The organism is Undibacterium sp. Ji49W, from assembly GCF_049340205.1.
In the GTDB taxonomy this organism is placed as follows: domain Bacteria; phylum Pseudomonadota; class Gammaproteobacteria; order Burkholderiales; family Burkholderiaceae_D; genus Undibacterium.
The window spans coordinates 39,885-52,643 of sequence record NZ_JBMPOW010000021.1 but is presented as its reverse complement, the minus strand read 5'-3'; the positions used below and the strand labels follow the sequence as shown (position 1 = coordinate 52,643).

Sequence of the window (12,759 nt, the reverse complement as noted above, 5' to 3'; positions counted from 1 at the left end):
TGAAGGCAAATCTGTGGTGAAGAAAATAGAAAAGCAGGCTCGCAAGCCTGCTTTGAAATGAATGACAGTTGCCTGGCATTAAATAGTCAGTGCGCTTCCTCACCAGCGCCGATTGTTCCCAATGCAGCCAGTGTAGATACCTTGACCGGAAAAACCGGCTGTCGCATGTCTGGGGCTTGCCAGCCGAACAAGAATTGACAGGCTGCGCCACAGATACGGCCCTGGCAGGCACCCATGCCAGCCCTGGTCATCAACTTGGCGCTGCGCCAGTCGCCATGCAGGGCCAGTTGCTGGGCACTGACATCTTCGCAGCGGCACACCAGGGTATCTGGCTGACACAGGTGACGCCACTCTTCATCCACAGCAAATGTACTATTGAGCAATTGTGCAAAAGACCGCGCCCGCTCACGTATGGCCAACGCATCGTCGCTGATGGTCTGGCCTGTGGCTGCCAGACCGGCAATGTGCCCCTCCGCCAGGGCCTTATCAACACCACCTATGCCGCAGGCTTCACCGGCAGCCCAGATGGCAGGCTGACTGCTGGCTTGATGCGCATCTACCTGGATACTGCCTTCGACGATATGACAAGTCAGCAGGCTTCCCAGTTCAGGATTGGGTAGCAAGCCAAAACCACAGGCCAGAAAATCGCAGGGTATATCCAGTATTTTGCTGCCATGTTGCAGGCTGACGCTATTTAGCTTTTGCTCACCTGTGGCTTTGATGACTCTGGCATCATGCCGGTAAGCGATTTGTTTTAAATGCCAAAATAATTTGATAGCCTGCAAAAACTTGCCGCGATGCTGATGGAGCAAAGCCAGAAAGAAACGTATCAATTCAGCATTGCTGCGGTGTTCTGCAATGGCAACTACCTTGGCCCCTGCCCGCCTTGCCGTATCAGCCACCGCCAGCAACAAAGGGCCGCTACCGGCAATTACCACCCGCTTGCCCCTTACCGGCATGCCGCCTTTGATCAGTGCCTGCAAGCCACCAGCACCAGTGACGCCGGGCAATGTCCAGCCTGGGAAAGGTAGTAACAATTCACGCGCACCGGTACAGAGTATGCATTTTGCCCAGCGTATTTTTTGTGCGCCATCAGCGGTTTCCAGTAAGAATTCCTGCTCGCTGCCCCTGGCTACGATACGTGCACCATAAACAATGCGCAGATTGGGACGCTGACTCAGCGTGTTCCACAGTGCCTGCGCCCGACTGTCACGCCAATGGCCAGCACCACCGCGCCAGATCTGGCCACCGGGTGCCGGATTTTCATCGATGATGGTCACCATGACACCTGCCTGTGCCGTGGCTGCCAGCGCAGCAGCCAGACCAGCCGGGCCAGCACCGATAATCAGCACATCGGTAGAAAATACCGCTATTGGGCCGCTCATGATTGCCCACCCAAGCCGGTGTTGATGACCATGCCTGAACGACAGTATTCCTGGCAGGCAAGGCGATGTGGCTGGCCATTGATGCTGACCCGGCATTCCTGGCAGACGCCCATGCCACAAACAGCAAAGCGTGGCTGGCCAGTGACCGATAAATGGGTTTGCTGATGCTGGTATTGCATCAATGCCGCAGCCACCGTCATGTCACTGCGGCATTCAACAGGCTGGCCATCAATCCAAATTTTTGCCGGCATTTTTGCCTGCATGGCAGTTTGTTCAGGCATATTTGACGCCCTGTTCAGGGAAAAAACGTGAAGGCAGATAGGTAGTGTCATCAAGTTTGCCAGGGCGTGCGGCTATCTGGTCGGCCAGTATCTGTGCCGTCGCCAGTGCTGTCGTCACACCCAGGCCTTCATGCCCTGCTGCCACCCAGATGCCTGGCAACAGTGGATGTGGCCCTATGATGGGTTGCCCATCGGGCGAGGCCGGACGCATGCCCGCCCAGGCGCGGATAATCTGCATATCCGCCAGGCAGGGCAATAATTGCATGGCTGCCTGCAAAACCGCACCAAGGGCACGCGGATCAATGCTGGTATCTGTCTGATGATCCTGACGGCAAGAACCCAGCAACCATTGCCCGGTCGGGCGTGGTTGTACATTGGCAGCGACCGCCAGGGCATCGGCAGTCATCGCCGCCTGGCCATAATTCATACTGACGATCTGGTGCGACAGGTGTCCTGGGTAACGGTCGGTAATGGCAAGATGCCCTTTGCGACCAAATACGGCAATCTCTGGCAAGAGCCTGGCCACGTCCAGACCGGCGGCAATGACGATGACATCTGCGCCCAGCCTGCTGCCATCTTCCAGTTTCAGGCTGGCTGCATGCACGCTGCTGACGCGCTGGCCCAGCAACAATTGTCCACCCTGCCTGCGTAATTGCTGCGCCATAAAATAGGCGATTTGCGGCGGATACACCACGCTGTCACCCGCAACCCGGACGCCACCAGCCAAGCCGGGGCGCAAGGCTGGCTCCAGCTTTTGTACCTGCGCACCGCTCAGGGCATCGGCCTGCCAGTCCCGTGCATTCAAGGTGGCGGCTCTGTGCTGTGCTTCTACCAGTTGCGCTTCATCCTCGGCCACCCACAAGGTGCCACAGGGACTGGGTTCGCCAACATCCGGAAACTCGGCAAAAAACTCGCGCCATAAACGCAAGGACAAGAGACACAGATCAAGCTCCTGGCTGCTTTCATCCAGTGCCACCAAATGTCCCATGCCCGCCGCTGTCACACCACAACCGGGCGTGGCAGCATCAATCAGGCCAACCTGGAAACCATCCTGCTGCAATTTGAGCGCGCAGGCACTACCAACTATGCCTGCCCCTACCACCAGCGCCCTTGGCTTCATGCTCATCACTGCTCCATCCTGAACCAGCCTGTCAGTTAAATACAGGCAGCACAGGGCGGTTTGCCAGGGCGATGTTGACTATCTGCTCTACACGTGCGCGCAAGGCGCCGTCCAGTGGCAAACGCGGTGCACGTACCCTGTCGTTGGAATCGATCACCAGAGCTTCGACCAGTTTGATGTTCTGCACCAGATAGGTAGACACATCCAGATCCAGCAAGGGGCGGAACCAGCGGTAGATATCGAGCGCTTCAGCATAACGACCGGCCTGTATCAGGCGATAAATTGCCACCGTTTCATGCGGGAAAGCCACTACCAGCCCTGCCACCCAGCCTTTGGCACCAGCAGTCAACGCTTCAAACGCCAGATTGTCCACACCGGTGAACAGGTCATAGCGATTGCCCAGGCGATTGATGATTTCTGTCGTACGGCGAATATCGTCCGATGATTCCTTGACTGCCACAAAGCGGGCATCGTCTGCCAGCTCTTCCAGCATGTCGGTAGTCACATCGACGCGATAGGCCAGGCGATTTGAATAAATCATGATGGGCAAATCCCCCGCTGCCGCAATGCTGCGCAGTGTGGCGATGGTCTCACGATGATTGGTGTGGTAGATGGTGCTTGGCACCACCATCAAGCCATCGGCACCGGCTTTGGCGGCTTTTTCTGCCAGGGCGCAGGCATCGCGGGTTGCGGCTTCGGCCACGGTCATGATCGCTGGCTTGTTACCTGTCACCTGCTTGGTCAGTTTCAGTACATCAATGCGCTCTGCATGCGACAGCAATGGGCCTTCACCCAGAGAGCCACAGGCGATCAGCCCATCGCAACCGGCATCCATCAGATAATGGAAACAACGTTCCATCTCTTTAAAATCGAGGCTGTCGTCGGAATTGAATTTGGTCGTTACTGCGGGAATGACACCTTGCCACATGGTATTTGCCTTGCTTTCTCCGGCGAAGACCGGTTAATTTTGAAATTCAGTCAAAGAAACCTTGCGCTGACAGATGGTCGAAAAGCCGACCGGAAAACTGACCGAAGAAATCGATCACAGCGAAAACGCACCGTTTCATGTATCGATGACGTAGCTGTCAGGCTTGAACATGAGAAAGTGTAAGTCCACCGAAAGCGGCAGTCTTGATGTTTGTATGCGCCTTGAAAGACGAAATCGGCATAGTCACTTGAAGGGGCGACAAGTGGTGACAAGTTGCGACCAAAGGATCACAACATTCCGCAAATTACAAATCAGGCAAGAATGACATCGCCACCCTTGCCCTATTGCTTGATTAAAGATTGAACCTTGATCAGCTTGCAAAATCAGCTTGCAAAATCAAGCTTACAGAATCAGCTTGCAGATACGAAAAAGAAAACCCCAGCCATGGCAATGCCTGCACCAGCAATACGCGGCAACTGGCTTGCCAGCCATTGTTGTGCGCCCTTACCCGCCATCCAGCCCATGACATGGATCAAGGCTGTAGCCAGTACAAAGCCGCTGCCATACAGCAATGCTGATGCATTTGCCGGCATTTCCTGACCATGCGCATAGCCATGTGCCACGGCAAACACAGATACCAGGGCCACACCCGCACTTAGAGGCAATTTAACCGCAAAGCTGATCAGCAAGCCCAGTACCACCACAGAAGCAGCAATACCATGCTCTATACCCGGCAACGCAACACCTGCCAAAGCGAGCGCGCCGCCAGCAAGCATCATCAAGGGAAAGCTGGCCGGTATCAGCCAGGCACGCGCCTGCTTTTGCTGCGCCGCCCAGATGCCTATCGCCAGCATGGCCAACAAATGATCGAACCCGGTGAAGGGATGCAGAAAGCCATCCAGCAAGGCATTCATGGTATGCAGCACACTGTCATGCGCCGACGCCGGCATAGTCATCATGGCGAGGCTGAACGCGGCAATAACACCAAGAATTTGCGATTTACTTGCTTTCATATTTATCTCCCGATTCCAGATTGAAAATTAGTTTTTGACTTCGTCCAGCATGCCTTGTTTGCGGATAAAGCTGACTACTGCTTCCAGCCCGTCACCGGTACGCAGATTGGTAAATACAAAAGGCCGCTCACCACGCATGCGCTTGGCGTCTTGCGCCATGATGTCCAGATTGGCGCCTACGTGCGGTGCCAGATCGGTTTTATTGATGATCAACAAGTCTGAACGGGTGATGCCTGGCCCGCCTTTACGCGGGATTTTTTCGCCACCGGCCACGTCAATGACGTAAATAGTCAGGTCTGACAGTTCAGGGCTGAAGGTGGCCGCAAGATTATCGCCGCCAGATTCCACCAGTATCAAATCAAGGTCAGGGAAATCAGCACTCATGCGGGCAATCGCTTCCAGGTTGATGGATGCATCTTCACGTATGGCAGTGTGTGGACAACCACCAGTTTCCACTCCCATCAGACGTTCGGCAGGCAAGGCGTCTGCACGCAGCAGAATTTCCATGTCTTCCTTGGTATAGATGTCATTAGTAATGACCGCCATTTCGTAGTGGTCGCGCATGCTTTTGCATAGCATTTCGCACAATGCCGTTTTGCCGGAACCGACCGGGCCACCTATGCCTACGCGCAAGGGGTTTGGTTCTGAAGATGTATGTGTTTGGGTATTCATTTATTGTTTCCTGTTTTTTTATTTTTTACGACCGGCTTTATGACCGATATAGTCGGCTGTATTGGACTTCATGCTGCATGGACAGCAAAGACAGCCCCGGTGCCCAGTTCGATAATTGGCCATCTTCCAGTTCTTGTGCCAGTCTTGCCGCTTTTTCCAGTTCGGGTCGCAGCGACAGCAATAAACGTTGCCCTGCCACCTGACCCAGGGGAATGGATTTCACCCCCACCAGCACCTGGTTTTCTGCCCACGAAAACAGCATGCCCAGCAAGACCGATTCTGGCGGCACCTGCAAGGCAACGGCGGCTGCAGCCATGGCCGTGGGCAAAGGCAATTCATGTTGCGCCAGCAAAATCGCAAGTAATTCTGCATCAGCAATCTTCAGGTCGTTCACTAGTTTGCCCAGTGAATAACCCATCTGTATGCTCTCAGCCCGAAATTCTGCTGTATCCCTGGCCGCAATGAACAAGCTGGTCCAGTGCGATACGGCGGCCAGATCCCGGTCACCAAAAGCCTGTAACAAACGCCACAGTACCGGCGCTTCAAAACGGGCCACCACTTCATGCAGAGAATTGATAATCCATTCCCTGGCTGTGACTTCGTTGCGTACCAGACCTTTTTCTATCGCCGCTTCCATCCCTTGCGAATAACTATAGGCACCGATAGGCAAAGACGGGCTGGCCAGTTGCAACAAATGGAGCAATGCCGCAGACTGCATGCTTAAGCCTTGCTGTCTGAAGGACGATGTATGCGCTGGCGCAAAGGTATAGGCGCCAGTGGATTATGCGGATGCCCGTCATCGCCACCATGATGATGGCCACCGCCATAAGCACCAGATTCGGGCTCAAAACTGGCCTGCTCTTCAGTAACGACGGCCCCCAAGCCCTGTAACATTTCCTTCAGCACCGGGTCTTTGCGTATACGCAAAAAACCGTCACCCACCTGCGCCTGGGTATGCCGGTTACCCAGATGGAAGGCGCAGCGCAATAAATTAAAGGCAGTTTCGCATTCCACCTTATATGTCGGCTCGGCTGCAGCAACGACTTCAATCACGCGGCCATCATTACCCAGCATCAGGTCACCATGGCGCATGACAGTACCACGCACGGTAAACACGGCCACATCTTCGCCACTGGCAAGCGTGGCACGCAGGCGGCTTTTTTCACGTAATTCATACGGCAAGACCAGTTGCCCGGCGATGCTGTCGGCAGTCTCGATTTTTGTTTGTAATGTCAGCATTGTTTAAAATAAAAAATAGCGTTGGGCCATGGGCAGGATTTTTGCCGGTTCACAGACCAGCAATTCACCATTGGCACGGACTTCATAGGTTTCGGAATCGACTTCCATTTTTGGCGTCAGGCCATTGTGTATCATGTCCTTTTTGCGAATATGCCGTGTGTTCTTGACGGCAATCAGGGTCTTGTTCAACTTCAACTGTTCTGCCAGCCCCGCATCCAGCCCCGCCTGCGATACAAAAGTAAACGACTTTTTCAAGCCCCCACCAAAGGCACCAAACATCATGCGGTAATGCACGGGCTGTGGCGTTGGTATTGATGCATTCGGGTCACCCATCTGGGCAGCGGCGATCATGCCGCCCTTGATGATCATCGATGGTTTCACGCCAAAGAAAGCTGGCTTCCACAAGACGATATCGGCAATCTTCCCCACTTCGAGCGAGCCAACGGCATGGGCAATGCCATGGGTCAGTGCGGGGTTAATCGTATATTTGGCGATATAGCGTTTAACGCGGAAGTTGTCATGACGCGCATTGTCTTCTGCCAGCGAGCCACGCTGCTGCTTCATCTTGTCTGCCGTTTGCCAGGTACGCATAATGACTTCGCCAACACGGCCCATGGCCTGGGAATCGGAAGACATCATCGAGATAGCACCGATATCATGCAGAATATCTTCCGCAGCGATGGTTTCGCGCCGTATGCGTGATTCAGCAAAGGCAATGTCTTCGGCAATAGCCGGGTCAAGATGATGGCAGACCATGAGCATATCGAGATGCTCGTCCAGGGTATTGACGGTGTAGGGCCGGGTAGGATTGGTGGAGGACGGCAGTACATTCGCCTCACCCACCGCAGCAATAATATCCGGCGCATGACCACCGCCTGCACCTTCGGTATGGAAGGTATGGATAGTTCTGTCCTTAAATGCCGCCAGGGTATGCTCCAGAAAGCCGCCTTCGTTCAGCGTGTCACTATGAATGGCAACCTGCACATCCATATTGTCAGCCACCGTCAGGCAATTATCGATGGCTTGTGGCGTGGTGCCCCAGTCTTCATGCAGCTTCAGGCCGATGGCACCGGCCCTTACCTGCTCTTCCAGCGGCAAAGGCAGGCTGACATTACCCTTACCCATAAAGCCCAGGTTCATGGGAAAAGCATCTGCCGCCATCAGCATCGAATGCATATGCCAGGGGCCTGGCGTACAGGTAGTGGCTGCCGTGCCGGTGGCCGGGCCGGTGCCGCCGCCCAGCATGGTGGTGACGCCACTCATCAAGGCTTCTTCAATCTGCTGTGGGCAAATAAAATGGATGTGTGAATCGATGCCGCCAGCGGTCACGATTTTGCCTTCACCGGCAATGATCTCGGTCGCGCCACCAATGGCCATGTCGACGCCAGACTGTATGTCTGGGTTACCCGCCTTGCCTATGCATGCAATCAAGCCATTTTTAATGCCGATGTCTGCTTTGACAATACCCCAGTGATCAATGATGACAGCATTGGTGATAACGGTATCCATGACTTCAGCATGTGGCCTTTGCGACTGGCCCATACCATCGCGTATCACCTTGCCGCCACCAAACTTCACCTCTTCGCCATAAATCGCAAAGTCTTTTTCAATTTCTATGAACAGGCCGGTATCTGCCAGACGGATGCGGTCACCCGTGGTTGGCCCGAACATTTCAGCATAAGCATGACGTGAAATTTTCATAGCGCCCCCATCACTTTACCGCTGAAACCATAGACTTTTCTGTCACCTGCCAGGGCCACCAGTTCTATGCTGCGTTGCTGCCCCGGCTCAAAACGAATGGCGGTACCGGCAGCAATGTTGAGACGCATGCCGTAAGCTTGTTGACGGTCAAATTGCAGGGACGGATTGGTTTCATAAAAATGAAAATGTGAGCCCACCTGTATCGGCCTGTCACCACTATTGGCTACAGTAATGCTGACCACGGGACGACCCACGTTCAATTCGATATCCCCATCCTCTATCAGGGTTTCGCCTGGTATCATGGTTTTCTCCTAGGGAATGGGGTGATGGACGGTAACCAGCTTGCTACCGTCCGGGAAAGTCGCTTCGACCTGGATATCAGGAATCATTTCCGGCACGCCTTCCATGACATCGGCACGGCTGAGTATTTGCGTGCCTTCCGACATCAGTTCAGCCACCGTGCGGCCATCACGTGCGCCTTCCATGATGGCGGCGGTGATCAGGGCGACCGCCTCCGGGTAATTCAGTTTCAGGCCACGCGCCTTGCGCCGCTCTGCCAGCAAGGCGGCGGTAAATATCAGCAACTTATCTTTTTCTCTGGGTGTCAGATCCATATCTTCTTTCTCGCTCCACGTAGTTCTTTCCTATTATTTCGGTTGATTTTCAAAATAACAAGTAGTCAGGCACCGAATATCTACTTTTACTTCTGGAACATTATTAAAAGCAACACAGCAAGTTTTGAACCAAGTATATCTATGTGCAGACAATCAATATTTCATGAAAACGCACCAAATAAATGCAATAAATCACCATAAATGTGCATATTTATTAAATACCCGTCTAACAGCCTTTAGCGAAATAGTTGGAACTTTCGAGGCCCATCAAGGTAATACCTCTTGAGACATACATAAATTGCTCCAACAGAACCAAGCAGAAGACAACAACAGACGAATGAAGACGGATACCGGGGATACAGACTCTAGCTTGTTAAGGCAAATGCGCGATGGCGATGTCGCTGCATTTCAACGTCTGTACCAACGGCATCAGGGGCCGATTTATCGCTATGCCCTCATGCGTTGCGGCCAGAGCGCGCTGGCCGCCGATGTCGTGCAAGACGTATTCATGGGCTTGCTGACCAGATCGTATCGTTATGACGCGGGTCTGGGCAATTTGCAGAATTTTTTGTTTGGTGTCGCCAGGAACCTGCTGCTGAAACAGGACCAGACCCAGCGCCGCCATCAGCAGTTGCCCGGCAAAGGTCACGGAGATGAAAACGAAGAAGAAGTATTGATAAGCGAAGCAGCAGAACCCACAGATGCCATCTTCAGCCAGCAATTGACAGAACATGTCAGGCAGGCAGTGGCCGTGCTGCGGCCGCATTATCGTGATGTGATTATTTTGTATGAACTGCAAGAACTGTCGTACGCAGAAATCGCCGTCATTTGCGGCATAGACATAGGCACCGTGCGTTCTCGCCTGTCCAGAGCACGTGCCGCCATCCTGCAATACAGCGAAAGAATGGGCTGGCGACCCGATGCAACAGCAAAAACAGGAACACAAAGATGAATGAGCACATGAATTCCCAGCACAAGATCAGCGATACCGATGCTGCGCTGGACCAGCAATTCAGCCTCTTGCGCCAAGACTTGCAAGAACTGAATACACCAGCGTCGACTGAGCAGGCTTTATTACTGGCCTTTACCCAGCAACAAAACAAGCATAAAAAGCAGGCGCGCAGTAGTCAATTGCGCCCCTGGCTGGCTGGTCTGCTGACAATGTGCGGCAGTTTTTGCCTGGTCATGTTGACAGTGCTGTTTCCAGCGCCCCCACATCAAATTACACCTGACAGCACCGCAGTTTCAAACACAGAGCTGCCGCCCTTCGTCGCCCTGGTGCCGCTGGAACGTCTGGATGAAGGAACACCTCACATGATGGAAACCGAAGTGCCAGCTGCCTGGCTGGCCAGCCTGGGCATGCCCGTTAGCCCAGAAATTGCCGGTGAAATGGTAAGGGCGCAGATGTTAGTGGACGAGGAAGGGGCGCCATTAGCCATGCGCCTGCTCAAAAATTAACGCATCCGTTTTAAGCAACATCTTTAAATTCAACTTAGATTCTTTGAATCCAATTTACCCATGAACACGAAGGAAATATCATGACTTTCAAACTTCCAATACTGATTTTTTTGAGCTATTCATGGACGGCAGCGCAAGCCAATGTCATCAATGACAACCCTGTACCAATTTCAGCAGAAGAAAAACAAACACGCCAACAACTTGAAGTTCATCAAATTGCACCGCTTAAACCCATGCCGCCCTTGCCACCAATGGCTCCAATCACACCATTTTCCGCAACATCATCCGTGCCAGCACTTGCAGCACTAGCCGATTTGCCAGAAGCCAGCACCGTCAACAAAGCCGTTGCAGATGCAATGAGTGCAGCGAGAAATGCCAGCGATGCCATGAACGCAGTTTTCTCAGGCATGCAAGACATGCATATGTCTAACCTGGTAAAAAACGCACCATACAGCGCAGAGATCATTACCGAAAAAACGCAGACTCTGGCTGACGGCAATCAGATCAGCAATAAAACGTCAAGCATGGTCTATAGAGATACTGTAGGCCGCACTCGATATGAAGTACGTGACAGCAAAGGCAATGTGTCACAAATTCTTATCACCGACCCGGTGGAAAACTCACGCTATGTAATCATACCGGACAGAAAGACCGTCACCAAGATTATCCTTACAAAGACAGCAGATGGGAAAGTCATGGCCGCAAAAGAGAAGCAGGAAGGAATTACAGGCAGGATCTATCTGCAAACGAATGACGATGAAATCATTATCAAAACATTGAGAAAAAAAAGCGATGACAAATCTGAAGGCAACAAAGAAACACGAGAAGAGGTCAAAGTAATCAATGCAAAATCTATCACCTCTGTACCGGGACCGCATACTGCCGTCATCAGCGCAACCGATAATCTGATCAATATCATAAAAACAGCACCACTCCCGCCCGCATATATGGACAGCCGCTGGGTTAGCAAGACAAGCACCAAAGACATGGGCACAAGAGATTTCGATGGCGTCCGTGCGGAGGGGAAAATGCGTTCGTATCAAATCCCCGCCGGCGAGATCGGCAATAAAAATCCGATTACCGTCAGCTCTGAAAACTGGTACTCCCCGGACTTACAACTAACCGTCCTGATCAAACAAAGCGACCCCCGCAGCGGCGAATGGAGCTACCGCCTGACCAATCTCAAACGCGCAGAGCCAGCCGCCAGCCTGTTCGGCATACCTGAAGGATATACCGTCAGGGAAGCAACAGCTACGTCAAGGGTAGTGATAGAAAAACGGGAAGAGAAAAAGCCTTGATGGGTGAGTCTTATTCTAACTGAACAGATACCCATGTTGATTGTTTCAGTGATGTTGATTGTGCTGCTGATTCGGATGTTGCGGGTAAGTTTTTATGATAGGTACAGTGCAAAAGAAAATGATGCGTGCTCTCCTGCTGCTGTCGCCCGTTTTTATCCTTCGCGACCACGACGATCTAACGGCAACAGGAAACCAGCCTGGGTAATAGATGCAGTGCTTGATCTTTACATGGAAGAAAATAGTAGCTATCGGGTGACGATGTATGCCTTCAATCGTCTGTATGCCCATACCGGGATGTCCGTATCACTCAATACGGTCTATGTCTGGGTGCAAAAGTATCGGTCTGAAAGAGAGACAATACGTGTACGTACCAGAAATCATTTTCCGGCACCAGCTCCTGCAAATCTGCGTTGGTGTCTGGATGGAACGGGGAAAGTAGACGCTGGGGGTGTCCAACATTTTTACTGGGTGCAGTTGACCACGGGACGCGCTTGAATTTGTTATTGGTGCGTTTGGAATCAGCGACTTCAGAAGCCATACTGAATCAGCTTGCAGTAGCGATTAAATTATTTGGGAAACCAAAAAGTATCCGGACTGATAATGCTTCGGTGTTTCGAAGTGCAGCTTTTGCTGTGGGTTTGATGAAGCTAGGTATACGGCATGAATTCAGCCAGCCGGGTAAGCCCTGGCAAAACGGGCGTATTGAGCGCTTCTTTTTAACGCTAAAGCAAAAACTCAATTTGATCATTCCCAAGGATGGGCTGGCACTTGACGGTTTGCTTGCGGAATTTATGAGTTGGTATAACTTGATTCGGCCGCATCAACATTTGCATGGGTGGACGCCAGCGGAAGTGTGGCGAGGCATCGATCCGTATGCCACCGCACCAAAATCGGTGCAGTGCTTTGCAGCTTGGGATGGTTTGTTGTGTGGTTTTTATATACGGCGATAGTGATGCTTTGAAGGACCAACAGCTTTACCGTGTATGGACAGAATGTCTGTTCGGGTGTTGGTGCGTATCCAGCATGAATTTTGCGCAAAACTTAGGCAAT

Annotated in this window: 16 protein-coding genes; 5 read left to right on the top strand and 11 right to left on the bottom strand. The window is 52.5% G+C overall.

Features of this window, described 5'->3' with window-relative positions:
* Window positions 1–86 precede the first annotated feature (86 nt).
* From ACO0LK_RS22575 to ACO0LK_RS22525, 11 genes are all read right to left on the bottom strand, one after another.
* Window positions 87–1,385: an FAD-dependent oxidoreductase gene (locus ACO0LK_RS22575; protein WP_422979067.1), complete on the bottom strand. Its 1,299-nt coding sequence runs from the start codon at window positions 1,383–1,385 to the stop codon at window positions 87–89.
* Window positions 1,382–1,666 (bottom strand): (2Fe-2S)-binding protein, encoded by a 285-nt coding sequence (locus ACO0LK_RS22570; RefSeq protein ID WP_422979065.1) that lies wholly within the window; start codon window positions 1,664–1,666, stop codon window positions 1,382–1,384. The genes ACO0LK_RS22575 and ACO0LK_RS22570 overlap by 4 nt, the downstream gene beginning before the upstream one ends.
* The gene (locus tag ACO0LK_RS22565; protein ID WP_422979064.1) at window positions 1,659–2,792 is read right to left on the bottom strand and encodes an NAD(P)/FAD-dependent oxidoreductase; all 1,134 of its coding nucleotides are present in this window, start codon (window positions 2,790–2,792) and stop codon (window positions 1,659–1,661) included. Before ACO0LK_RS22565 ends, ACO0LK_RS22570 begins: the two co-directional genes overlap by 8 nt.
* Before the next feature lie 25 nt (window positions 2,793–2,817).
* Window positions 2,818–3,714 (bottom strand): dihydrodipicolinate synthase family protein, encoded by an 897-nt coding sequence (locus tag ACO0LK_RS22560; protein WP_422979062.1) that lies wholly within the window; start codon window positions 3,712–3,714, stop codon window positions 2,818–2,820.
* A 410-nt stretch (window positions 3,715–4,124) separates the two neighbouring features.
* Window positions 4,125–4,727, bottom strand: a complete 603-nt coding sequence (locus ACO0LK_RS22555) for a HupE/UreJ family protein (protein ID WP_422979060.1) — start codon at window positions 4,725–4,727, stop codon at window positions 4,125–4,127.
* A gap of 27 nt (window positions 4,728–4,754) precedes the next feature.
* A complete protein-coding gene (ureG, locus tag ACO0LK_RS22550) occupies window positions 4,755–5,399 on the bottom strand; it encodes an urease accessory protein UreG (RefSeq protein ID WP_422979058.1) in 645 nt (214 codons plus the stop codon).
* A gap of 37 nt (window positions 5,400–5,436) precedes the next feature.
* On the bottom strand, window positions 5,437–6,117 hold the full coding sequence (locus ACO0LK_RS22545) for an urease accessory protein UreF (RefSeq protein WP_422979056.1): 681 nt from the start codon (window positions 6,115–6,117) through the stop codon (window positions 5,437–5,439).
* A 2-nt stretch (window positions 6,118–6,119) separates the two neighbouring features.
* Window positions 6,120–6,638 carry an urease accessory protein UreE gene (gene ureE / locus ACO0LK_RS22540; protein WP_422979054.1) on the bottom strand — a complete coding sequence of 173 codons (519 nt, stop codon included), beginning with the start codon at window positions 6,636–6,638 and terminating at the stop codon, window positions 6,120–6,122.
* A 3-nt stretch (window positions 6,639–6,641) separates the two neighbouring features.
* Window positions 6,642–8,339 carry an urease subunit alpha gene (gene ureC, locus ACO0LK_RS22535; RefSeq protein WP_422979052.1) on the bottom strand — a complete coding sequence of 566 codons (1,698 nt, stop codon included), beginning with the start codon at window positions 8,337–8,339 and terminating at the stop codon, window positions 6,642–6,644.
* Entirely contained in the window at window positions 8,336–8,641 is a 306-nt protein-coding gene (locus ACO0LK_RS22530) for an urease subunit beta (RefSeq protein WP_162058817.1), read from the bottom strand. The genes ureC and ACO0LK_RS22530 overlap by 4 nt, the downstream gene beginning before the upstream one ends.
* A gap of 9 nt (window positions 8,642–8,650) precedes the next feature.
* Complete coding sequence (locus tag ACO0LK_RS22525; RefSeq protein ID WP_110253278.1) at window positions 8,651–8,953, bottom strand: urease subunit gamma; 303 nt, start codon at window positions 8,951–8,953, stop codon at window positions 8,651–8,653.
* 337 nt (window positions 8,954–9,290) lie between these two features.
* Between ACO0LK_RS22525 and ACO0LK_RS22520 the strand changes: the two genes are divergently transcribed.
* From ACO0LK_RS22520 to ACO0LK_RS22500, 5 genes are all read left to right on the top strand, one after another.
* Window positions 9,291–9,905 (top strand): RNA polymerase sigma factor, encoded by a 615-nt coding sequence (locus ACO0LK_RS22520; RefSeq protein WP_422979049.1) that lies wholly within the window; start codon window positions 9,291–9,293, stop codon window positions 9,903–9,905.
* Window positions 9,902–10,411 (top strand): hypothetical protein, encoded by a 510-nt coding sequence (locus tag ACO0LK_RS22515; RefSeq protein ID WP_422979047.1) that lies wholly within the window; start codon window positions 9,902–9,904, stop codon window positions 10,409–10,411. Before ACO0LK_RS22520 ends, ACO0LK_RS22515 begins: the two co-directional genes overlap by 4 nt.
* Window positions 10,412–10,491: 80 nt before the next feature.
* Window positions 10,492–11,709 carry a hypothetical protein gene (locus ACO0LK_RS22510; protein ID WP_422979045.1) on the top strand — a complete coding sequence of 406 codons (1,218 nt, stop codon included), beginning with the start codon at window positions 10,492–10,494 and terminating at the stop codon, window positions 11,707–11,709.
* Between the two features lie 33 nt (window positions 11,710–11,742).
* Window positions 11,743–12,204 carry a hypothetical protein gene (locus ACO0LK_RS22505; protein ID WP_422979043.1) on the top strand — a complete coding sequence of 154 codons (462 nt, stop codon included), beginning with the start codon at window positions 11,743–11,745 and terminating at the stop codon, window positions 12,202–12,204.
* A complete protein-coding gene (locus tag ACO0LK_RS22500; RefSeq protein ID WP_422979041.1) occupies window positions 12,201–12,659 on the top strand; it encodes an integrase core domain-containing protein in 459 nt (152 codons plus the stop codon). Before ACO0LK_RS22505 ends, ACO0LK_RS22500 begins: the two co-directional genes overlap by 4 nt.
* Window positions 12,660–12,759: the final 100 nt, after the last annotated feature.

Excerpts from the sequence above, each read along its gene's own strand:
- ACO0LK_RS22575 (WP_422979067.1), bottom strand. The coding sequence starts at position 1,385 with ATGAGCGGCCCAATAGCGGTATTTTCTACCGATGTGCTGATTATCGGT.
- ACO0LK_RS22570 (WP_422979065.1), bottom strand. The coding sequence starts at position 1,666 with ATGCCTGAACAAACTGCCATGCAGGCAAAAATGCCGGCAAAAATTTGG.
- ACO0LK_RS22565 (WP_422979064.1), bottom strand. The coding sequence starts at position 2,792 with ATGAGCATGAAGCCAAGGGCGCTGGTGGTAGGGGCAGGCATAGTTGGT.
- ACO0LK_RS22560 (WP_422979062.1), bottom strand. The coding sequence starts at position 3,714 with ATGTGGCAAGGTGTCATTCCCGCAGTAACGACCAAATTCAATTCCGAC.
- ACO0LK_RS22555 (WP_422979060.1), bottom strand. The coding sequence starts at position 4,727 with ATGAAAGCAAGTAAATCGCAAATTCTTGGTGTTATTGCCGCGTTCAGC.
- ureG (WP_422979058.1), bottom strand. The coding sequence starts at position 5,399 with ATGAATACCCAAACACATACATCTTCAGAACCAAACCCCTTGCGCGTA.
- ACO0LK_RS22545 (WP_422979056.1), bottom strand. The coding sequence starts at position 6,117 with ATGCAGTCTGCGGCATTGCTCCATTTGTTGCAACTGGCCAGCCCGTCT.
- ureE (WP_422979054.1), bottom strand. The coding sequence starts at position 6,638 with ATGCTGACATTACAAACAAAAATCGAGACTGCCGACAGCATCGCCGGG.
- ureC (WP_422979052.1), bottom strand. The coding sequence starts at position 8,339 with ATGAAAATTTCACGTCATGCTTATGCTGAAATGTTCGGGCCAACCACG.
- ACO0LK_RS22530 (WP_162058817.1), bottom strand. The coding sequence starts at position 8,641 with ATGATACCAGGCGAAACCCTGATAGAGGATGGGGATATCGAATTGAAC.
- ACO0LK_RS22525 (WP_110253278.1), bottom strand. The coding sequence starts at position 8,953 with ATGGATCTGACACCCAGAGAAAAAGATAAGTTGCTGATATTTACCGCC.
- ACO0LK_RS22520 (WP_422979049.1), top strand. The coding sequence starts at position 9,291 with ATGAAGACGGATACCGGGGATACAGACTCTAGCTTGTTAAGGCAAATG.
- ACO0LK_RS22515 (WP_422979047.1), top strand. The coding sequence starts at position 9,902 with ATGAATGAGCACATGAATTCCCAGCACAAGATCAGCGATACCGATGCT.
- ACO0LK_RS22510 (WP_422979045.1), top strand. The coding sequence starts at position 10,492 with ATGACTTTCAAACTTCCAATACTGATTTTTTTGAGCTATTCATGGACG.
- ACO0LK_RS22505 (WP_422979043.1), top strand. The coding sequence starts at position 11,743 with ATGTTGATTGTTTCAGTGATGTTGATTGTGCTGCTGATTCGGATGTTG.